Here is a 20,022-nt window from a genome sequence, read left to right on the forward strand (position 1 = left end):
AGACGGGGCTTTCAATCAAGATTAATCAAACTGACTTATGTCAGCAATTGATTAGAACTTGTGTAGAAGACCTACAGAAACTGCATTAGTGTCAGCGTCTTTAACACCTTTGCTGTTTTCGATTGAAGCATATTCAACATAACCAGTTGTCTTCTTACCGAAAGAGTAGTTTAGACCAACTGCGTAGTTAGTTGCATCTTCGTTGGCAGCTGCATCTTTATCAATGTCAACCATTGAGATTTTAGCTTTAGGCATAAATTTACCCATTTTGTAACCTAGGTTAGCTTGGATGTTTGTACCACCTTTAGAAGTATCTTCAATCGCATCACCAGAAAAGTCCTGGTACATAGCGTTAGCGATTAAACCACCAGTCGCGTACTGAGCAACCAAACGCATGTGAGAAGCTTCTGCACCGTCAGTTCCGATAGTCTGGTCAGATGCCTGGTCCATACCAGCTGCTAGGTAAAGACCTTTCTTTGAAGAACCGTAAGTCAAAGCTACAGAATATAAGTCAGAAAGTGATGACTCTTCATCATTAGCTGCAACAGTCATGTTCGCGCCTTCCTGAGGAACCATAGCAGCGATTAATTTAACGCCACCAAATTCTGGAGACACATAAGCTAATACGTTAGATACACGGTTTTCCATACCACCGCCGAATGCACCTAGACCACCCGCCATTGGCTTGTTATCAGCAAGTCCAGCATCGTTGAAAAGGTCTTTAGCCTGAATCATTTTAGTAGGAGTATCGTGACGACCCATTAGAACCGTACCGAAACCACCTGCTAGACCAACGTACTGATTACGTGCTTTCAAAACACCATTGTCATAATTGTTATCGTCGATTTCAACTTCAAACTCAAGCTTATAAATCGCTTTAAGGCCGTTACCTAGGTCTTCAGACCCTTTAACACCCAAACGTGAAGCACGAGAGTTTACTTGAGTACCAGATTTAGCGTCATTACCATCAACGTCAACCTGTTCTAGAGCCATGTTTACTTGACCATATACAGTAGGAGCGTCAGCCATTGCAACCGGAGCAGCGATAGCAGAAGCGATTGCTAGAGCAATTACATTCTTTTTCATTTTTTCAATCCTTAAGTTAGTTAAAACTGTCCACTGTCGTGAACTTGAAAGTGACTATATTGGATTCAATTTCACTACGCAACTTTTTTTTGCAAAAAAACCACATAAAGTCACTGTGTTGTTTTTTTACAACACAACCCCTGTATTTCACCTAAGACAGGAATTGATTTAAATCAATTAATCAAGCAGTTACGATAGACAATTAATTGCAGGCATAAAAAAACCCGCACAAGGCGGGTTTTTTGTTCCAGACGTTATCTGTATCAATACAAATATTAACGTTTTGAGAACTGTGGACGACGACGTGCTTTGCGCAGACCCACTTTTTTACGCTCAACCTGACGCGCGTCACGAGTCAATAGACCACGTGCACGAAGGGCTGGGCGATTGCCTTCTTCATACGCAACCAATGCGCGTGAGATACCGTGACGAACCGCACCGGCCTGACCGGTTGTACCACCACCTGTTACGGTGATGACTGCATCAAACTTCTCTAGGTTCTCAGTCGCTTCTAGCGGCTGGTTGATTACCATCAGATCCGTTTCACGCGCGAAATATTCATTGATATCACGACCGTTTACTGTCATTTTTCCAGACCCTGCACGCAAGAATACGCGAGCGACTGAGCTTTTACGACGTCCTGTTCCGTAGTATTGTTCTGTTGCCATCTTCTAATTCCTCTTACAACTCAAGTGCTTTAGGTTGTTGTGCCGTATGCGGATGATCAGCTCCAGCATACACTTTTAGTTTTTTAAACATTGCACGCCCTAGAGGACCTTTAGGCAACATTCCTTTTACTGCAAACTCAATTGGACGCTGCGGTGCTTTGTCAATCAACTTCTCGAAATTGGTTGATTTCAAATGACCGACATAACCAGTATGGTGATAGTACATTTTATCGTTACGCTTTTTACCGGTTACGGCAATTTTTTCTGCGTTGATAACAACGATATAATCACCACAGTCAGCATGTGGCGTATATTCCGGCTTGTGCTTACCGCGTAAACGAGACGCGATATCCGCCGCCAAACGACCTAAAGTTTTACCTTCAGCATCTACAATATACCAGTCGCGTTTGATTTCAGCTGGTTTTGCAACAAATGTTTTCATAATTTGTTCCTAATATTTCATGAGGCCAGTATCTGACCAATTCACGATTTAAAATGGTTAAAATCCGCTTCTCTTTTGTTATGAAGCTTTCGAATAGACTGACTATTCAATGCGCTCCATGCCTCAGAGAAACCGATTTTCTCTAATTTTAAAGTTCGCGCCTTGACCAGAAACTGGCCCCTAATAATCCAAATCCAAAAGATTCATCGTTCAATAACGATTTAACGTTAAGTCCGATCAATCCACTTACTGTTTTAACGGGCAATAAGGGGGAAGGATTAACGAGACCGAGGATTATACCGCTAAGCTTTTTAGGTTTCAATGACTTAGGTGAATTTATTTTAGGGTTAAAGTCGATAAGCAAAACCCTATTGAAAATGGACAGGCCTGCCTGCGAAACGAAGTGTCATACCGCGCACATATTACTGTCATCCTAAGCCCTTTACCACTCTCATCCTGACTGTTTTATTATTGTCATCCTGAGCTTGCCGAAGGATCTTGTGAGAGTGTGCAGGGTGGCTGGGGACACTTCGGAAAGTGCCGCGCAGCAAATACCCTTGGGGTGCTCAGGGTGACAGTGTGTTGTATTCAGGGGGAAAGCGTGTATGTTCAGGGTGGCTGTAGGGGGCTGGGAATGACTAACCTATTTGTCATCCTGAGCCTGTCGAAGGATCTTTTGAGGGTGTGCATGGTGGCTGGAGACCCTTCGACTTCGCTCAGGGTGACAGAGTGTTGTATGCAGGGGAAAGAAGTTGGTGCTCGGGTGACAGCGTATCGTGCCCAAGGTGACAAGGTTAGGGGTTCAATATGACAGTATTGTAAGTTTTAAAACAAGCAGGCCTGGTTTTAACCAGGCCTGCTTGTTTTCAATTAACCACTCAGACGTTTAAGTAACGATGTGGTTTAGACATTGAAACGGAAGTGCATGACATCGCCGTCCTGCACAATGTAGTCCTTACCTTCCAAGCGCTGCTTACCGGCGGCTTTGGCACCGGCGTCGCCATTACAGTCAATAAAATCCTGATAAGCGGTGACTTCGGCACGGATAAAGCCTTTTTCGAAATCAGTGTGAATCACACCAGCTGCTTGCGGCGCGGTAGCACCGACCTTGACCGTCCAGGCACGCACCTCCTTAACACCGGCGGTAAAGTAGGTTTGCAGGCCAAGCAACTTATAAGCGGCACGAATCACACGATTCAAACCAGGTTCATCCTGACCCATCTCTTCCAGAAAGTCCGCTTTGTCTTCAGCATCCAACTCGGCGATTTCCGCTTCGATGGCGGCACAGACCGGCACCACAATGGCACCCTGCTCTTGCGCCAACTTTTCTACGGCGTCTAAAAACGGGTTGTTTTCAAAGCCGTCTTCGTTGACATTGGCGATGTACATCATCGGTTTAATCGTCAATAAATGCAGGTCCAGCAACTCCTTACGCTCGTCATCACTGAGTTCAATCAAACGCACCAACTTACCGGCTTCGATCTCTTTTAGCACCTTCTCCAATACGGCCAAACGTGCCGAAGCGGTTTTGTCACCGCTTTTGGCGACACGCTGAACTTTCTGGATGGCTTTTTCAACCGATTCCATATCTGCCAGAATCAATTCCATATTAATGATTTCGATATCACTCAGCGGATCGACCTTACCGGCTACATGCACGATGTCGTCATTTTCAAAACAGCGTACCACCTGCACAATGGCGTCGGTCTCTCGGATGTTGGCTAGAAACTTGTTCCCTAACCCTTCACCCTTGGAGGCACCTTCCACCAATCCGGCAATATCCATGAAGTCGACGGTGGCAGACAGGACACGTTCAGGTTTCACGATTTCCGCCAATGCCTGCTCGCGCGGATCGGGAACCGGCACCACGCCAACATTCGGCTCAATGGTACAGAACGGATAGTTTGCAGATTCAATGCCCGCATTGGTCAGTGCGTTGAACAGAGTGGATTTACCCACGTTAGGCAGGCCGACAATACCGCATTTAATTGCCATTGAGATTCTCCTTAGTGAACCAGAGCTGGTTTCATTTAACTGTTGAAAAGCTTGGCACGAGTGTGGCACCAGGCTCTCTTATTTTGATTTACTTTTAGTGTGACTTAATTGGGCTGGATTACGATCGGGTGTGCAACTGCTGCATCGCGTTCTGAAAATCGCCCTTCACGAGGTCCGCTAAAACCCGGGTCGCTTCGTAACTGGCATCGTCTATCTTGATGCGGTCGGTTTTGGAAGGCGCTTTGAGCACGTAATCCACCACCTGATCGCGATGACCCGGATGGCCGATTCCCAAACGCAACCTGGCAAACCCAGGTCCCATTGCCGCGATGGTATCGCGCAAACCATTATGACCGCCGTGCCCGCCACCGATTTTCAACTTGGCGACACCCGGCTCCAAATCGAGTTCGTCATGCACCACCAAAATGGATTCAACCGGAATCTTGTAGAAATTGGCCAGCGCTTGAATGGATTGGCCACTGCGATTCATAAAAGTGGCGGGTTTAAGCAACCAGAAGTCCAACCCTTGACTTTGCACCCTGGCGGCCTCGCCTAAAAATTTGCTTTCTGGACGAAATACCACACCATACTGGCGCGCTACTTCCTCCACAAACCAAAAACCGGCGTTATGTCGGGTCTGCTCATATTTATCGCCCGGATTTCCCAGACCAACAATTAACTGAACAGATGACATACGCCGGCTCCTTATAGCTTCGAAACTTGGGGCTTAATGTCAATATTAAGCCCCAAATCCCTTACCTAAGCGGTAAGCGAAAATTACTTACGTTTTGGCTTAGTGATGTTTACAACCGATTGGTCGTAGTCGGTGTTGCCGTGAGTCAAGGCTGTGATCACCACGCCTTCTGGCAATGCCAACTCAGACAAACGCAAGCTTGCGCCCGCTTCCATAGTGGAAACATCGACGGTAATCGCCGTTGGCAAGTCTTTAGCCAAACAACGAATTTCAACGGTAGGCTGAAGGATCGTCATCATGCCACCCATCTTCACACCCGGCGCTTTTGACTTACCAGTGAAGTTGAATGGAACATCTTTAGTGATGTAAGTCTTATCACCAGCGCGCTGTAGGTCGATGTGAGATACATCGCCCGTTGCTGGGTGACGCTGAATGTCTTTTACAACACAGCTTTCAGTCTCACCACCGGCTACATCAATCGTCAATACCGAGTTGAATAGATCGGCATTTTCAAATGCGTGCTTAATGAAGTTACCTGCAAAAGCAACCGATACGGCGTCTTTATCCGCACCATAAATGATTGCCGGTACTTTACCCGCATGACGAAGGCGGCGGCTCGCACCTTTCCCTTCTTCCGTACGGATTTCTGCTGTCCAATTTTGGCCCATTGTTCTTTCTCCAATAGTGACACTCTTTTCTCATCAAAGGGTAGATATCATCCGATACTACGCGACCTTAACAAAACAATAAGAATATCCAGTTATAAATCTTGCAATTCGCGACCAAATGCAAGGAAAGCGAAGATTATACTCAAAAAAAGAGGATTTTCCAGCTTTTTGCATTTTTTTGTAGTTTTTTCAATCACTTCTTTCAAACAGAGCTTTGATTGCATTGCAAACAAAAAACGCCCCATTAAGGAGCGTTTTCAACAGGCCACTGACAGAAGACAATCAGTGAGTCATCAAGGCCGTTACCGATTCTTCCTGGTGCACACGTCGAATCGTCTCGCCCAGCATGTTGGCAATGGTCACTCTGCGAATCTTGGGGCAAGCCATCGCTTCCGCGGTAGCGGGAATGGAATCAGTCACCACCAACTCTTTCAGGACAGAGTTGTTGATGTTCTCAACCGCCGGACCGGAAAGCACCGCATGCACCACATACGCAGAAACGCTTTTGGCACCTCGATCCATCAATGCCTTTGCTGCTTTGCACAAGGTACCGGCGGTATCCACCATATCGTCGATAATCAGGCAGTCACGCCCTTCGATATCACCGATGATATTCATCACTTGAGACACATTGGCTTTTGGACGACGCTTGTCGATGATCGCCATATCGGCATCCACCGCTTTGGCAACCGCACGGGCACGCACCACACCACCCATGTCCGGAGAGACGATGGTGACATTATCCAGATCACAGTTCTTCTGCATATCTTCAACTAGAAGCGGCGAACCGTAGATATTGTCCACCGGAATGTCGAAGAAGCCTTGAATTTGGTCGGAGTGCAAATCGACGGTAATCACACGATGCGCTCCGGCGACGGTAATCATATCCGCCGATAAACGCGCAGTGATGGGGACGCGAGCCGAATGAGGACGACGGTCCTGACGGGCAAAACCGTAATAAGGCACCACGGCGGTAATACGAGCGGCCGATGCGCGTTTGAGGGCATCGATCATCACCAACATTTCCATCAAATTGACGGCGGGTTCAGGAGTACAGGTGGGTTGTAAAACATAGACATCTTGACCACGAACAGATTCTTTAATTTCAACCATGATTTCGCCATCGCTAAAACGGCCTACATCAGCTTTTCCAAGAGGAATGTCGAGATATTGGGAGATTTTTTCTGCAAGACTGACGTTTGCGTTTCCCGCAAAAATCATGACATTTTTATTAGCCATTTAAGGCGCTCCTGTTCGAGGATAATAATGACTTGGGGAATTCAGAAGGGATATTGGCAGGGCTGGCAGGATTCGAACCTGCGGTACACTGGATCAAAACCAGATGCCTTACCGCTTGGCTACAGCCCTTTAATATCGCTGTCGTTAAAGACAGGTGCGTATTATCCACTTATTTCTTCCAAATTCAAGCAATAATTTCAATTTTTCCATACATAATTCATCGCTGCAAAGAACAAAACACTCAACGAATCGTCCTACCCGCCTGCAAATTATGAATAAGCTGTTGATATCGCTGATTATTTAAATACTGCTGTTGATATTTCGCCCACAACTGCCTGGCCTTCTCTGTTTTACCCAGCTGCCATTGAGTGGCCACCAAGTGAATCAGAACCTCTTCATCGACCTTGATCGCCAAGGCCTTTTTCAAATAGGCCTCGGCCTGCAGGTAGTTCTTTTGCTGGTAGGCCAGCCAGCCTATGCTGTCCAATACATAATAACTCTGAGGAGCCAATTCTAAAGCTCGTTTCAACAAAACTTCAGCTTCATCCAACTCAATCGCGTGTTCCGCATAATAATAGCCCAAGGCATTCAAGGCATCGACATCGTTCGGCTGCAGCACCAACACCCGTTTTAAGTTATCGACGTAATCCTCAAACCGCTGGGTGTCATACAGCAAAATGGACTGGGCCAGCAGAAGATCCACGTTTTCTTTATCCAAAGCGATGGCCTGATCGTACATGGCAATCGACTCATCCCATTTCTGCACGGCGCGATAAAAAATCGCCTTGGCCCGCAAGACCTTGACCTTATCGGCGACCGTTTCTGCCTCAACCTGATTCAATACAGCCATTGCTGGTTGCTCTCCCTGTGTGGCAAACAGTATTTCCGATCGGTGCAACATGGCATCCACCACATAAGGTTGCAATTCAACTTTCTCGAAAAAGGAGAGCGCTCGATTCAATTCCCCTTGCTCCTGACTGAGCACACCTAAATAGTAATGACCTACAGACTCATAACCCGGACGTGTCGCAACTTGTTCCAAATTGGCTTGCGCTTGGGGAAACTTCTGCAACTCAATCTGCAAAAGCGCCAACGACAAACGAGAAGTCGTGGCACTAGGGTTGGCCTTTAAAATGGACAGGTAACGATTCTCGGCCTGGGTAAAGCGATCTGCCTTAACTTCAAGGCGAGCCATCCTCTCCTGCACCAACCAGTCACTCGGATTGCGTTCAAGATAATCTTTTAAGCCCTCCAGGCCTTTGTCCGCTGATGCAAACTGCAAATAGACTTTGGAAAGCAACTGATAAATTTGCGATTCGTTCTCAGCCAAATCTTCTTTGGACATGATCAGCAAGGATTTTTTCAACAAATCCACCGAACGATCATAGGCTTCAAAACGGGCTGCCAGAAAGCCACCGCCATAAAAGGCTTGCCAAACGTCCGGATTAGCCTTTACCAGATAATCGAAAAAAGCCAATGCCATATCAGGCTTGGCACTGCGCCCGACGCGTTGCACGGCGGCCAGCACATCCTGTTGCAGACTATTGGGTGAATTAGATCGATAGCGTTGCCACTGCTCTATCGCCGAATCCAAGTCACCGGAACGCAAAGACATCAGATAGGCGGCACGCCACGGGGTCGGTTCATCAGGCTCCACTTCAAGCCACAATTGAGTAGCACGGTCAATATTGGACTCATCATAAGTTCCCATGGAAAGCTCAAACGCACGCTTGGCCAAACCGACATCACGGGTTTTAAGCGCCAACGGATATATGATTTCAAACGCATCCACCATCATGCCTTTTTCAGCCATGACCTCAGCCGCCAGAACCTGATACAGGTAAGTTGCATTCACATCCTCCAGCACCAACTTCTTACCGGACGCAACCTGATCTGAAACCTGAGGGACTGAATCTTCAGACGACATCACCGCCGACTGCTTGGAGGACTCTACCGAGGCGCAGGCACCTAAAGTCAGCAAGGCCGTAAAAGCCGCCCATTTGCATACATTAAATTTCATCCAACACGGTGCCTTAAAAGCATTTAAAACCATCTTTGTTTTTTCCTATGCGCAGATCTTAAAAAAATGCGCGTCAATCTTTACAGCCTTGTAAAGGCTAAATCTTGTGTGTGCAACAGGCCAATTCCCTTAAAAAACTTGCAATTAAGCCCATAATTTAGCAGAATTACGCCTCTTTGGTTGCAATTCACTCTGGAACTTTTTTGATACGGTATTTCACTCGATTATGAAGCTACTCACATTTGGCGTTAATCACGAGACCGCGCCGGTCGATATCCGTGAAACCGTTTCGTTCTCACCAGACCAGGCTCAATCGGCCATGACCGAACTCAAGAATCTGCATTTAGTCTCAGAGTGTATCATTTTATCTACCTGCAACCGAACCGAAATTTACTGCACCCTCAAAGCCGACAACTGTGAACAGCTGATTCTAGAATGGCTCCACCAGTTTTTCAAACTTCCGGACAGCACCCTAACGCCGTTCCTGTATCGCCACCAATCATTGGAAGCGGTCAAACACATCATGCAGGTGGCCAGCGGACTGAACTCGCTGGTGCTTGGAGAGCCCCAGATTTTCGGCCAGATCAAGGACGCCTACAACCTGGCACACAAGACCGGTAGCATTCACCACACCTTAGAGAACCTGTTTCAACACATTTTCCGCACCGTCAAACAAGTTAGAACCGACACCGCCATCGGCTCCAGCCCGGTTTCCGTGGCCTTTTCCGCCGTCACCCTCTCCAAACAATTCTTTGGCGATTTATCCGAACAGACCGCCCTGCTGCTGGGGGCTGGAGAGACCATTGAATTGGTGGCCCGTCACCTTAAAGAGAGTCATATCGGTAAACTGATTATCGCCAACCGCACCCTGGAACGCGCCCACAACCTGGCCGAACTGGTGGGGGGTTATGCGATTGAACTGGACGAAATTCCCGACCATCTGCACGAAGCCGACATTGTTATTGGTTCTACCGGCAGCCCAAGCGCGATTCTTAAGAAAGCACAGGTTGAACCGGCTTTGAAAAAGCGCAAGAACCGTCCCATGTTCATGGTCGACATCGCGGTACCGCGCGACATCGAATCCAGCATTGAACAGCTTGAAGATGTCTACCTCTACACCGTTGATGACTTGCATGAAATCATCGAAGACAATAAACAGTCCAGACAGACGGCGGCACTGGAAGCGCAGGAAATCATCGACCTTCAAGCCCAGAGCTTCATGGCGCAAATCAATGCCATTCAGCAGGTCAATCCGGTCATCCAGCAATATCGCCAAGAGTCCATGAACATCAAACAACAAGCGATGGAACAGGCCTTGCATCAGCTGGAACTGGGAGCCGATGCGGAAGAAGTGGTTAAGAAACTGGCAAACCAACTCACCAATAAACTGCTGCACACACCGACCAAACAGCTTCATCAAGCTGGCCTAGACGGCCAGAGCGCCTTGATTGAAACCGCCAAAACCCTGTTGATTGGCGACACTCAAACGCCCCCAAAAACACCCAAATAGCCCCTTGAAACTCCGACGTCGCGTACGTCATCTAACATGATTGAGACCACCTTGTGAAAGACTCCATTAGAACCAAACTGCAAAACCTGGTAGAACGCCTGGATGAGGTCAACGCCCTGATCTCCGATCCGGAGGTCATCGGCGACCAAAACAAATTCAGAGCCTTGACCAAAGAGCACGCCCAACTGACCCCGGTGGTGGAAACCTTTACCGCGTTTGAAAGCGCGGAAGGCGACCTTCAGGAAGCCAAGGAGATGATCAAATCCGGCGACCCCGACTTGAAAGAGATGGGACAGGAAGAACTGCCCGGACTGGAAGTTCAGATCAGCGGATTTGAACAGGATTTGCAGAAGATGCTGCTACCGCGAGACCCCAATGATGACGCTAATATCTTCCTGGAAATCCGAGCCGGAACCGGCGGTGATGAAGCCGCGATCTTTGCAGGCGACCTGTTTCGCATGTACAGCCGTTATGCGGAAAAGATGCGCTGGCAGGTCGAAGTCATCAACTCCCAGGAAGGCGAACACGGCGGTTACAAGGAAATTATTGCCCGCATCATCGGCGACGGCGCCTACTCAAGACTCAAGTTCGAATCCGGTGCGCATCGTGTCCAGCGCGTTCCCTCAACCGAAACCCAGGGGCGGGTGCATACCTCAGCGGCCACGGTTGTCATCATGCCGGAAGCGCCGGATGTCGAAGAAGTGGAGTTGAACCCGGCTGACTTGAAAGTCGACACTTTCCGTGCTTCAGGTGCGGGCGGGCAGCACGTCAACAAAACCGACTCCGCGATTCGCATCACTCACTTGCCGACCGGCACGGTGGTGGAATGTCAGGACGAACGTTCCCAGCACAAGAACCGTGCTCGCGCCATGTCACTTCTGGCCTCTCGCATCATGGACGCGAAACGCCAGGTGCACGAAAAAGAGATCGCCCAGGAACGTAAAAGCCTGGTCGGCAGCGGCGACCGTTCCGAACGCATCCGCACCTACAACTATCCACAAGGTCGCGTGACTGACCACCGCATCAACCTGACTTTGTATAAACTGGACGAAATCATGGCTGGCGGCATGGAACAGGTCATTGAACCGCTGATCAATGAATACCAGGCTGAACAGCTGGCGGCCCTGAGCGCAGAATAACCCTTTCCGGGAGCAAGACGTGAACAGCATTGCCCAAACACTGCAATCGGCCAGTCAACGGCTTCAAAGCCAACAAGTAAGCGACAGCCCCAAACTGGATGCCGAACTGCTGCTGTGCCACTGTCTGGGAAAAAACCGAACCTATCTGTTCACCTGGCCGGAAAAAATCTTGCAGCCGAAACAGCAAACCTGCTTTGAAGCGCTTCTGAAACAACGTCTGCAAGGCCACCCCATTGCCCACCTGATTGGCCAACGCGAATTTTGGGGACTGAACCTCAAGGTCACTCCTGACACCTTAATTCCACGTCCTGATACTGAGATTTTAGTCGAAACCGCGCTGGAGAAACTGCCTGCAAAGGATTTCACTTTTTCATTTGAAACTGGGCAGGCCTGTCCAAAACCGCACAACCAGACCTGTCGCATACTGGATTTGGGCACCGGCAGTGGCGCCATAGCGCTTGCACTCAAACACGAACGCCCGGATTGTCAGGTCACCGCCGTGGATCTGAGCCCGGCCGCCCTGCAAGTGGCGCAATATAATGCGCAGACCCTGGAGCTGGAGATCGATTTCAAGCCAAGCAGTTGGTTTTCCGGACTTTCAGAATCGGCAGTCTATGACTTGATTGTTTCCAATCCGCCTTACATTGAGGATGAAGACGAACATCTACAGCATGGAGACGTTCGTTTTGAGCCCCTAAGCGCACTCACGTCCGGAAAAGACGGCTTAAACGATCTGAAAACCATTATTCAACAGGCCTGCCCGTTTTTAACAGCCGGCGGCTGGCTCATTGTGGAACACGGTTATAATCAGGCCAGTGCAGTTCAGGCTCTATTCAATTCCTATGGTTATGTGAATGTTTGCAGCAGACAGGATTATGCGGGCAATGATCGCATCACCCTGGGACAGATACGCGCTTTAAACGAAACCTCCAAAACACAAAACGAGAGGGATAAACCCCATGTCTAAAAGCCCAAAGACCGAACTCAACGATGCGGAACTGTCACGTTACAGCCGCCAGATCCTGTTGCCGGAAATTGATTATGACGGTCAACTGACCCTATCCCAATCGCATGCGGTGATTTTTGGTTTAGGAGGTCTGGGTTCACCCGCTTCGCTTTATCTCGCCTCCGCCGGAATTGGCAAACTGACCTTGGTGGATTTTGACGAAGTGGACGACTCCAACCTGCAACGTCAGATCGTCCACAGGGAAAACAATATCGGCCAACCCAAGGTGCTCTCCGCGCAACAAAACCTGCAGGCGCTGAACCATCATATCGAGATTGAGACCGTGCAGCAAAAACTGAATGAAACGCAACTCACAGGCCTGATTGAAAGCGCCGATGTGGTTTTGGATTGTACCGACAATTTCGCCTCGCGTTTCGCCTTGAACCGCAGCTGTTACCGAGCCAAAAAACCTTTGATTTCAGGTGCCGCCATCCGCTGGGAAGGCCAGCTCAGCAGTTATGATTTCCGCAAAGCGGACAGCCCGTGTTATCAATGTCTGTACAAAGAAGAAGATGGGGTGGAATTGACCTGTAGCCAGAATGGCGTGCTCTCGCCGGTGGTTGGCATGATTGGTAGCATGCAAGCCATAGAGGCGATTAAGGCGTTGCTTAATCTACCGACCTTGACCGGAAAACTGATGATTGTCGACGCCTACAGCATGCAGATTCGCACACTCAATCTGAAAAAAGATGAAAACTGTCCGCACTGCGGAAATGTCTAACCAAAAATAAAAACGGGGGCAAGTCCCGACAGTCAACAGTAACGCTCTGCCAGATTAAGGCTGTTGTTGTGACTGCGGGCGTTTATCGATCTTAATGACAACGCGACGATTCATGGAACGGCTGTAAGCGGAATCGTTGGGAACCACCGCCTCGTTATCGGCTTTGCCTTCAATCGTCAAAAGATTCTTATCCACCCCCATATAAATGAAGGTACGAGCTACGGTTGCCGCTCTGGCCGCTGAAAGCTCCCAGTTGGAAGGGAACTGGAAATTACTGATCGGCAAATCATCAGTAAAGCCGGAAATCACCATTTTTTGACCACGCCCCGCCAGACTTTCGCCCAGTTGTTCAAGCTGTTCACGGGTTTTGTCGCTGACCGTGGCGCGCCCACTCTCAAAAAAACTGTCCGAACGCAGGGTGATTTTGGTGAAATCCGGCCCGTCCTCGATATCAATATCGCGCGGATTGACACTTTTAAGCGTCTCCCGAATTTCCGCTTCGGTGGCAGGTGGCTTTAAGTCCAGCGGATTCAATTCACTGCCGTCCTGCTTAGCAGAAGACTCGACCACAGCAATAGGCTCTTCATATTGCCCCGTCAAACTTTCCGCGAAAATTTTGCGCTCCTTGGGATCGACCACCGCCAATAGCCACATTACCAGGAAAAACACCATCAGAACCGTCATCAAATCGGCTAAAGCGATCTTCCAGGAACCTCCGTGAGCACCACCCTCGTCATGTCCACCACGCCGAGACATCAGCAACCTCTCATATTGATAACAACACTGGCAAAACAATCAAAACGTTTCATAATCCCTTAATCAACCTCGTCTCGCGGCACTTCAAATTCAGGCGGAACCCGTTGACGCCCAATCTCCACCGCCAAGTTAGGTGAAACACCGCTGGCGTAAGCTTCCATAAACGCGGCTGCCATCTCAAACAGCGAACGATCCTGGCGAATCATGACCTCAACCGCATGCACAAAAGGCGCTACCACGGCGAAAGCCATAAAGACACCGGTTAAGGTTCCGACCAAAGCGGCACCAATTGCCGTACCAATTTTCGCCACATCCATTTCACCGCCCAGCATCTCCATGGTGATAATGACCCCCAAAACGGCGGCGACAATACCGAAGCCGGGCAGCCAGTCGGCCACCTTACCGGCCGCTTTGGGTACCTCCATCATCGACTGATAAATGTCGTCGATCTGGTTTTCCAAATGATGCTGAAAATTCAAACTGGCCGGCGGATTCAGTAACAGATAGCTGAAGTTATCGACGATGAATTTTTTGAGCACCTTATGATTCAGCACTCTGGAATAGTGCATGAAAATCGGGCTGTTTTCGGGATTGACGATATGCTTTTCCAACGCCAGCATCCCTGATGAACGTGACAGGCGGGCCAACTCTTCAAGCAGTTCAAGTGTCTCACCATACAGTTGCTTATTGACCCTTTCACCGGCAAAGAAACGCCCCAGATATGCGAATGTACGTGTCCAGATATAAACCGGTGTGGAGGCCAAAAACGCCCCCAGAGAAATACCTAAAATAACCACAAGTTCGGATGGGTGCCAAAGTGCTCCGAGATTCCCGCCCATGAGGACAAAGCCCCCGAGCATACTCGCCAACACAATGATGATTCCAATGGGTTTTGCTAACATAACACATCACTTTTTAATAATTTAGAGTTCAAGACACGATCACAACTGTCGAAAAACCGTCTCAATCAAACCATTTGATTCAATGCTATGCAAAAAAGCAAAACCCATACCAGTTAGACAATTCCGACCAGTCATGACAAAATTTGAATGCTCGTTACCTGCTTCAAGGTTCGTGGCAAGGGTATACCGCGTTTGGCCCTGCTGGCGAACGCCTCTTCGATGGCGGTGGGGCCGAACACCTTTTCATACTTGCCCGCCACCAGCGACAATTTACTACCTTGCTGGAAAGCGAACACGGCATTGACTTGATGCCCTTTTGGCATCTGAATCAACTTATTGCCTTTGCCTTTCGCCAAAACCGGCAGTTCTTCGGACTTGAACACCAGCATTCTCGGCTCATCCGAGACTACCACAATCCAGTCATCCGCCTTTAGCAGTGCCGGGGTCAACACCTTGGCCTTATCCGGCAGGCTTAAAATCGTTTTACCGGACTTGTTTTTGGAATAGAGCGATTCTAACGAAGTTACAAAGCCAAACCCTGCAGAAGAAGCCAAGATGAGCTGCTCATCGGCTTGCCCCAAAAGCACGTGCTTGAAATTGGCTCCGGCGGGAGGATTCAAACGCCCGGTCAATGGTTCACCATGACTACGCGCGGAAGGCAGACTGTGCGCGGCCAATGCATAAGCTCGTCCGGTATCGTCAATAAAGACGGCATTCTGTCGGCTCTGCCCGATGGCCTGACTGCAAAACGCATCCCCCGACTTGTAACTCAATGACTGACCATCAACATCGTGCCCTTTGGCCGCCCGCACCCAGCCATTTTCAGACAAGACCACCGTCACCGCTTCGGAGGGCAGCAAATCCTGTTCACTCATCGCCTGAGCCGAACGCCCGGAGACCAATGGTGACTTACGCTCATCACCATAGGTTTCCGCATCGGCCAACAGCTCTTTCTTAACCAAAGTCTTCAAACGTGCCGCACTGCCCAGAATCTTCTCCAGTTTTTGTCTTTCCGCTTCCAGCTCGGCTTGTTCCGTGCGGATTTTCATCTCTTCCAAACGGGCCAAGTGTCTTAATTTCAGCTCAAGAACCGATTCGGCCTGTAAATCGCTTAGGCCGAAACGCTCCATCAAAACCGGCTTGGGTTTGTCCTCTTCGCGAATGATGGCAATGACTTCGTCGATGTTCAGAAATGCAACCAACATCCCCTCAAGAATATGCAGGCGCGCCAACACCTTGTCCAGACGGTACTGCAAACGACGGCGTACTGTCTCCGTGCGGTAGGTCAGCCATTCTGACAAGAGGGCCTTAAGATTCTTAACCTGTGGACGACCGTTCAAACCGATCATATTGAAGTTGGCCCGGTAACTCTTCTCCAAATCGGTGGTGGCGAACAGATGCAGCATCGCAGTTTCCACATCGACGCGTTTGGAACGTAACTCCAGTACAAAACGAACCGGGTTCTCATGATCCGACTCATCGCGTAAATCGACCACCATCGGCAATTTCTTGGCACGCATCTGCGCGGCAATCTGCTCAAGTAGCTTGGAACCGGACACCTGAAACGGCAGAGCGTCAACCACCACATTGACGCCCTCTTCAACATGATAACTGGCACGCTGACGAATTGCGCCATGACCGGTTTCGTAGAGTTTCAACAACTCTTCCGGCGGCGTGATGACTTGCGCCCGGTTCGGGTAGTCGGGGGCCGGAATGTGTTCGACCAATTCGGCCGTAGTCAGTTTAGGGTTATCCAGCAAAGCGACACAACCGTTAATGACCTCACGCAGATTATGCGGCGGAATGTCGGTGGCCATACCTACCGCGATGCCCGATGTGCCGTTAAGCAACACATGCGGAACTCGTGCCGGCAAAACCAATGGCTCGTCCATGGTACCGTCAAAATTAGGCGTCCACTCTACGGTGCCTTGACCTACCTCCTCTAACAGCAGCTGACTGAAACGCGACAAGCGGGATTCGGTATAACGCATGGCGGCAAACGATTTGGGGTCATCCATCGACCCCCAGTTGCCTTGGCCATCGACCAGAGGGTAACGAAAAGAGAAATCTTGCGCCATCAGCACCATGGCTTCATAGCAGGCACTGTCGCCGTGCGGATGAAATTTACCCAACACGTCCCCGACGGTTCGTGCCGACTTTTTGTATTTGGCGCTGGCCTTTAAACCAAGTTCCGACATGGCATAGATAATGCGGCGTTGCACCGGTTTCAAACCATCGCCGATGTGTGGCAAGGCACGATCCAAAATGACATACATCGCATAATCTAAATAGGCTTTTTCTGTAAAAGCGGCAACTGGCAGCTGCTCAATGCCTTCGTAGTTAATCACTTGTTGCGACACGCTTCACTCCCGATTCAGTGCTTATCCGTTATTTTACCAACCGCGCAGGAGACAAATGACTTGGCTTTTGCACCCGTCGCCCGCAATCCTTCGACACTTCCCACTTGAGGATACCCCAAGGCCAACAAAGACGCTGCAGCCTGTTCACGCAAGGGTTCAATTGAAGCCGATTGGACGGGCTCTAGACTCACCGCCCCCCGTTCAATATCCACCTCGACTTGCTCGACGCCCTCCAGTTTTAACAGCTGATTGCGGATGCTGTTGGCACATCCTCCACATTTGATGTTTTCTACGGCTATTTCAATTGTCATGACGCCACCCTCGGCAAACTGGCCATTGTTTGATTGGATTCAACCTAAACCGATAATCTACCACACTTTATAAAAGCTGTTCGAGCATCAGAATCACTTTTCAGCACCCAAACAGAGCAGAAGCTTTTTATTAACCTACTTATTTACTAGGTTATTGACCTATAAAAGGCTACAATAGAAATAACGTTTTACTCAATCCATAGTCATTTCATGAATCCCAGCCAAACCGAATTTACCAATTTATACTGCCAGCTATCCAGACATTTCTTCAGCGAGATAACGCCTGAAGCGCTACACGAACCGAAACTCGTGCATCATAACCGCACCTTGCATGATGACCTGCAACTGGCACTTTCTGCATCCGAACTACTCGACATGGTATCCGGCAACGGATTCCCGGCGGGCTGTCGGCCCATCGCCCAAAAATACACCGGTCATCAGTTTGGCTATTACAATCCAGACCTGGGCGATGGCCGTGGCGTACTGCTAGGACAATGGCGGGACTCAAATCAACAACCCTGGGATTTTCACCTTAAAGGCTGCGGTCAAACCCCCTACTCGCGACGGGGCGACGGACGTGCGGTATTGCGATCCGCGATTCGGGAACACCTGGGGGGCGAAGCCCTCCATGCGCTTGGCATAAACAGCACTCGCAGCCTGGCCATTTGCCACAATCTCGAGGCGGTGCGCCGGGAGACAATGGAACCGCGTGCCAGTTACATCCGCATTGCCAAGACCCATGTGCGTTTCGGCCATTTTGAATGGCTGGCGCAAATCGAGGACAAAGCCGGAATGCAACTTTTGGCCGACTATGTCATTGAAACGGTCTACCCGCATTTAAAAGCCATCGATGCCGCCGATCGCTATGCCGAACTGCTCAACACCATTGCTCACAACACCGCGGTGATGATCGCCGGCTGGCAAGCCGTGGGGTTCTGCCACGGCGTCTTGAACTCGGACAACATGTCCGTCGCCGGAGAGACCTTTGACTTTGGCCCTTACGCTTTTATGGACGATTTTGAAATCCACTTCATCTGCAACCACTCCGACACCGAGGGGCGTTATGCCTATAGCCAGCAACCCAACATTGGTTTATGGAACTGCCAGCTACTCGCCCAGGCATTTGGTTTGCTGGTTTCGGAACAGCAACAAGAGGCGGCGCTGAATACCTATGTGGAAACCTACAACCACGAATACCTGCAACGGATGCGGGCCAAAATCGGTTTGCAGGAACCCCTCCCGGAAGACCGTGAGCTGGTTGCCGACCTATTGATACTGATGGATCAATCACAACTCGATTTTCAGCATTTCTTTCTGCAACTGGCCGACTTTGAAAATGAACAGGCCTGTCTAAATGCAGGATGGCCAATGGATTCCAATAACTGGCAGGCCTGGTTAAAACGCTATTTCATTCGCCGCCAACTTGAACTGTTTCCTGAAGGGTGTTCGCAACGTATTCGCCAGCACACCCCTTTATTTGTATTGCGTAACTACATCAACCAAGAGGTGATCGCTGCGGCCGAACAAGGCGACTTCGATTTAATGGATCGCGTTTTCCAGGCGCTTGGCTCGCCTTTTGAAAAGGTGTCAGGCGTGCCTGCACGTTACTATGAGCCTCCACAAAGCGAAAACCAGAAAGGCCTCATTTTAAGTTGCTCGTCCTGATTTAACGGGCGCGTTACAGAAAAGAACGTCACTATATTACGCTTTTAAGCTAGATTTGGTTAAAATAGGATCAATTCAAAACGGCACCCATGATTATGAAAAACGCACAAAACAAATTGAACGTACAACGTCAAAGGGAGCGGGTGACAACCCACATTCCCATTGAGGTGCTTTATGAAAACCAGGAAATCAAGGGACGCCTCATCAACCTCTGTATTTTAGGGTTGGGCATTCAGTTACCCATTGCCATCCCAGCCACAAAGGCGATTACAGTGCGTTTCACCCTGGAAACGCTTTCCGCAAAAAATGAATTGGTTATCAACGGCACCGTCAAACATTGCACACAAGAAGAGCAGAGTCACTTAATCGGTATCGAATTCCCTCTACTAAGCCTTCCCGACTCGCTGGCCATTCAGAGCTTCCTTAATCGCCAGACTCAGACTGCAAATGAGACCGAGACACCCGCATGAGCGGCCTAATCGAAAACCGCGTTAATGCCCGCGTTCCGACCGACCGCCCCATCCTATTGATCGGACGCAACGGTCAGTCACATGCCAAAATGGTCAACCTTTCAATTGCCGGGGTCGGGGTACTGAGTGAACGAGGCGCCCGGGAAGGCACCGAACTGAAACTGGAATTCGAAATTCCCGCTTTCGGAGAATTCACACCGATGCAACTGGTCGGAAAAGTCGCGCACCGCCACAATGCCAGCAACCAAATCTATCTGGGCATTGTCTTTGACCAACCGAGTGCCCAAGATATTGCCGCCATTGAAGACTTTATCGCTTACAAAGAACGCCTAAAGCAACTTGGTAAACACAAGTAACACATAGCGCGCCA

Annotated in this window: 19 protein-coding genes and 1 tRNA gene; 7 read left to right on the top strand and 13 right to left on the bottom strand. The window is 49.4% G+C overall.

The window, feature by feature from the left end; genetic code table 11:
- Positions 1-51 precede the first annotated feature (51 nt).
- The 9 genes from B076_RS0110125 to B076_RS0110170 form a co-directional block, all read right to left on the bottom strand.
- The gene (locus B076_RS0110125; protein ID WP_028487212.1) at positions 52-1,086 is read right to left on the bottom strand and encodes a porin; all 1,035 of its coding nucleotides are present in this window, start codon (positions 1,084-1,086) and stop codon (positions 52-54) included.
- 275 nt (positions 1,087-1,361) lie between these two features.
- Complete coding sequence (rpsI, locus tag B076_RS0110130) at positions 1,362-1,754, bottom strand: 30S ribosomal protein S9 (RefSeq protein WP_028487213.1); 393 nt, start codon at positions 1,752-1,754, stop codon at positions 1,362-1,364.
- 13 nt (positions 1,755-1,767) lie between these two features.
- The gene (gene rplM, locus B076_RS0110135; protein ID WP_028487214.1) at positions 1,768-2,196 is read right to left on the bottom strand and encodes a 50S ribosomal protein L13; all 429 of its coding nucleotides are present in this window, start codon (positions 2,194-2,196) and stop codon (positions 1,768-1,770) included.
- 903 nt (positions 2,197-3,099) lie between these two features.
- Positions 3,100-4,191: a redox-regulated ATPase YchF gene (gene ychF / locus B076_RS0110140; RefSeq protein WP_028487215.1), complete on the bottom strand. Its 1,092-nt coding sequence runs from the start codon at positions 4,189-4,191 to the stop codon at positions 3,100-3,102.
- A gap of 118 nt (positions 4,192-4,309) precedes the next feature.
- Positions 4,310-4,885, bottom strand: a complete 576-nt coding sequence (pth, locus tag B076_RS0110145; protein ID WP_028487216.1) for an aminoacyl-tRNA hydrolase — start codon at positions 4,883-4,885, stop codon at positions 4,310-4,312.
- An 83-nt stretch (positions 4,886-4,968) separates the two neighbouring features.
- Positions 4,969-5,553: a 50S ribosomal protein L25 gene (locus B076_RS0110150; RefSeq protein WP_028487217.1), complete on the bottom strand. Its 585-nt coding sequence runs from the start codon at positions 5,551-5,553 to the stop codon at positions 4,969-4,971.
- A 282-nt stretch (positions 5,554-5,835) separates the two neighbouring features.
- Positions 5,836-6,792 (bottom strand): ribose-phosphate pyrophosphokinase, encoded by a 957-nt coding sequence (locus tag B076_RS0110160; RefSeq protein WP_028487218.1) that lies wholly within the window; start codon positions 6,790-6,792, stop codon positions 5,836-5,838.
- Between the two features lie 54 nt (positions 6,793-6,846).
- Positions 6,847-6,921: transfer RNA gene (locus tag B076_RS0110165), tRNA-Gln, on the bottom strand.
- Positions 6,922-7,033: 112 nt separating this feature from the next.
- Complete coding sequence (locus B076_RS0110170; RefSeq protein ID WP_028487219.1) at positions 7,034-8,812, bottom strand: tetratricopeptide repeat protein; 1,779 nt, start codon at positions 8,810-8,812, stop codon at positions 7,034-7,036.
- A 226-nt stretch (positions 8,813-9,038) separates the two neighbouring features.
- On the opposite strand from B076_RS0110170, the gene hemA reads away from it, so the two are divergent.
- The 4 genes from hemA to B076_RS0110190 are packed head-to-tail and all read left to right on the top strand — an operon-like array spanning position 9,039 to position 13,188.
- Entirely contained in the window at positions 9,039-10,322 is a 1,284-nt protein-coding gene (gene hemA, locus B076_RS0110175) for a glutamyl-tRNA reductase (protein WP_028487220.1), read from the top strand.
- 53 nt (positions 10,323-10,375) lie between these two features.
- Positions 10,376-11,461, top strand: coding sequence for a peptide chain release factor 1 (prfA, locus tag B076_RS0110180; protein ID WP_028487221.1), 1,086 nt, complete (start codon positions 10,376-10,378; stop codon positions 11,459-11,461).
- A 19-nt stretch (positions 11,462-11,480) separates the two neighbouring features.
- Positions 11,481-12,428 (top strand): peptide chain release factor N(5)-glutamine methyltransferase, encoded by a 948-nt coding sequence (prmC, locus tag B076_RS12715; RefSeq protein ID WP_051347301.1) that lies wholly within the window; start codon positions 11,481-11,483, stop codon positions 12,426-12,428.
- Positions 12,421-13,188 carry a HesA/MoeB/ThiF family protein gene (locus tag B076_RS0110190; RefSeq protein ID WP_028487222.1) on the top strand — a complete coding sequence of 256 codons (768 nt, stop codon included), beginning with the start codon at positions 12,421-12,423 and terminating at the stop codon, positions 13,186-13,188. The genes prmC and B076_RS0110190 overlap by 8 nt, the downstream gene beginning before the upstream one ends.
- 54 nt (positions 13,189-13,242) lie before the next feature.
- On the opposite strand, the gene B076_RS0110195 is transcribed toward B076_RS0110190, so the two are convergent.
- The 4 genes from B076_RS0110195 to B076_RS0110210 all read right to left on the bottom strand — a co-directional run bounded on the left by B076_RS0110195 (position 13,243) and on the right by B076_RS0110210 (position 17,517).
- A complete protein-coding gene (locus B076_RS0110195) occupies positions 13,243-13,944 on the bottom strand; it encodes an OmpA/MotB family protein (RefSeq protein WP_038150535.1) in 702 nt (233 codons plus the stop codon).
- A 59-nt stretch (positions 13,945-14,003) separates the two neighbouring features.
- Complete coding sequence (locus B076_RS0110200) at positions 14,004-14,846, bottom strand: motility-associated protein (RefSeq protein ID WP_028487224.1); 843 nt, start codon at positions 14,844-14,846, stop codon at positions 14,004-14,006.
- Positions 14,847-14,977: 131 nt separating this feature from the next.
- Positions 14,978-17,206 (bottom strand): DNA topoisomerase IV subunit A, encoded by a 2,229-nt coding sequence (gene parC, locus B076_RS0110205; protein ID WP_028487225.1) that lies wholly within the window; start codon positions 17,204-17,206, stop codon positions 14,978-14,980.
- A gap of 14 nt (positions 17,207-17,220) precedes the next feature.
- The gene (locus B076_RS0110210; RefSeq protein WP_211230191.1) at positions 17,221-17,517 is read right to left on the bottom strand and encodes a heavy-metal-associated domain-containing protein; all 297 of its coding nucleotides are present in this window, start codon (positions 17,515-17,517) and stop codon (positions 17,221-17,223) included.
- 210 nt (positions 17,518-17,727) lie between these two features.
- On the opposite strand from B076_RS0110210, the gene B076_RS0110215 reads away from it, so the two are divergent.
- From B076_RS0110215 to B076_RS0110225, 3 genes are all read left to right on the top strand, one after another.
- The gene (locus B076_RS0110215) at positions 17,728-19,182 is read left to right on the top strand and encodes a protein adenylyltransferase SelO (protein WP_028487227.1); all 1,455 of its coding nucleotides are present in this window, start codon (positions 17,728-17,730) and stop codon (positions 19,180-19,182) included.
- A 95-nt stretch (positions 19,183-19,277) separates the two neighbouring features.
- Positions 19,278-19,652 (top strand): PilZ domain-containing protein, encoded by a 375-nt coding sequence (locus B076_RS0110220; protein ID WP_157753555.1) that lies wholly within the window; start codon positions 19,278-19,280, stop codon positions 19,650-19,652.
- On the top strand, positions 19,649-20,008 hold the full coding sequence (locus B076_RS0110225; protein ID WP_028487229.1) for a PilZ domain-containing protein: 360 nt from the start codon (positions 19,649-19,651) through the stop codon (positions 20,006-20,008). Before B076_RS0110220 ends, B076_RS0110225 begins: the two co-directional genes overlap by 4 nt.
- Positions 20,009-20,022 lie beyond the last annotated feature (14 nt).

The organism is Thiomicrorhabdus chilensis DSM 12352 (genome assembly GCF_000483485.1).
Lineage (GTDB): Bacteria > Pseudomonadota > Gammaproteobacteria > Thiomicrospirales > Thiomicrospiraceae > Thiomicrorhabdus > Thiomicrorhabdus chilensis.

Excerpts from the sequence above, each read along its gene's own strand:
- B076_RS0110210 (WP_211230191.1), bottom strand. The coding sequence starts at position 17,517 with ATGACAATTGAAATAGCCGTAGAAAACATCAAATGTGGAGGATGTGCC.
- pth (WP_028487216.1), bottom strand. The coding sequence starts at position 4,885 with ATGTCATCTGTTCAGTTAATTGTTGGTCTGGGAAATCCGGGCGATAAA.
- B076_RS0110190 (WP_028487222.1), top strand. The coding sequence starts at position 12,421 with ATGTCTAAAAGCCCAAAGACCGAACTCAACGATGCGGAACTGTCACGT.
- B076_RS0110150 (WP_028487217.1), bottom strand. The coding sequence starts at position 5,553 with ATGGGCCAAAATTGGACAGCAGAAATCCGTACGGAAGAAGGGAAAGGT.
- B076_RS0110215 (WP_028487227.1), top strand. The coding sequence starts at position 17,728 with ATGAATCCCAGCCAAACCGAATTTACCAATTTATACTGCCAGCTATCC.
- B076_RS0110200 (WP_028487224.1), bottom strand. The coding sequence starts at position 14,846 with ATGTTAGCAAAACCCATTGGAATCATCATTGTGTTGGCGAGTATGCTC.
- B076_RS0110160 (WP_028487218.1), bottom strand. The coding sequence starts at position 6,792 with ATGGCTAATAAAAATGTCATGATTTTTGCGGGAAACGCAAACGTCAGT.
- B076_RS0110195 (WP_038150535.1), bottom strand. The coding sequence starts at position 13,944 with ATGTCTCGGCGTGGTGGACATGACGAGGGTGGTGCTCACGGAGGTTCC.
- ychF (WP_028487215.1), bottom strand. The coding sequence starts at position 4,191 with ATGGCAATTAAATGCGGTATTGTCGGCCTGCCTAACGTGGGTAAATCC.
- hemA (WP_028487220.1), top strand. The coding sequence starts at position 9,039 with ATGAAGCTACTCACATTTGGCGTTAATCACGAGACCGCGCCGGTCGAT.
- B076_RS0110170 (WP_028487219.1), bottom strand. The coding sequence starts at position 8,812 with ATGAAATTTAATGTATGCAAATGGGCGGCTTTTACGGCCTTGCTGACT.
- B076_RS0110125 (WP_028487212.1), bottom strand. The coding sequence starts at position 1,086 with ATGAAAAAGAATGTAATTGCTCTAGCAATCGCTTCTGCTATCGCTGCT.
- rpsI (WP_028487213.1), bottom strand. The coding sequence starts at position 1,754 with ATGGCAACAGAACAATACTACGGAACAGGACGTCGTAAAAGCTCAGTC.
- B076_RS0110220 (WP_157753555.1), top strand. The coding sequence starts at position 19,278 with ATGAAAAACGCACAAAACAAATTGAACGTACAACGTCAAAGGGAGCGG.
- B076_RS0110225 (WP_028487229.1), top strand. The coding sequence starts at position 19,649 with ATGAGCGGCCTAATCGAAAACCGCGTTAATGCCCGCGTTCCGACCGAC.
- rplM (WP_028487214.1), bottom strand. The coding sequence starts at position 2,196 with ATGAAAACATTTGTTGCAAAACCAGCTGAAATCAAACGCGACTGGTAT.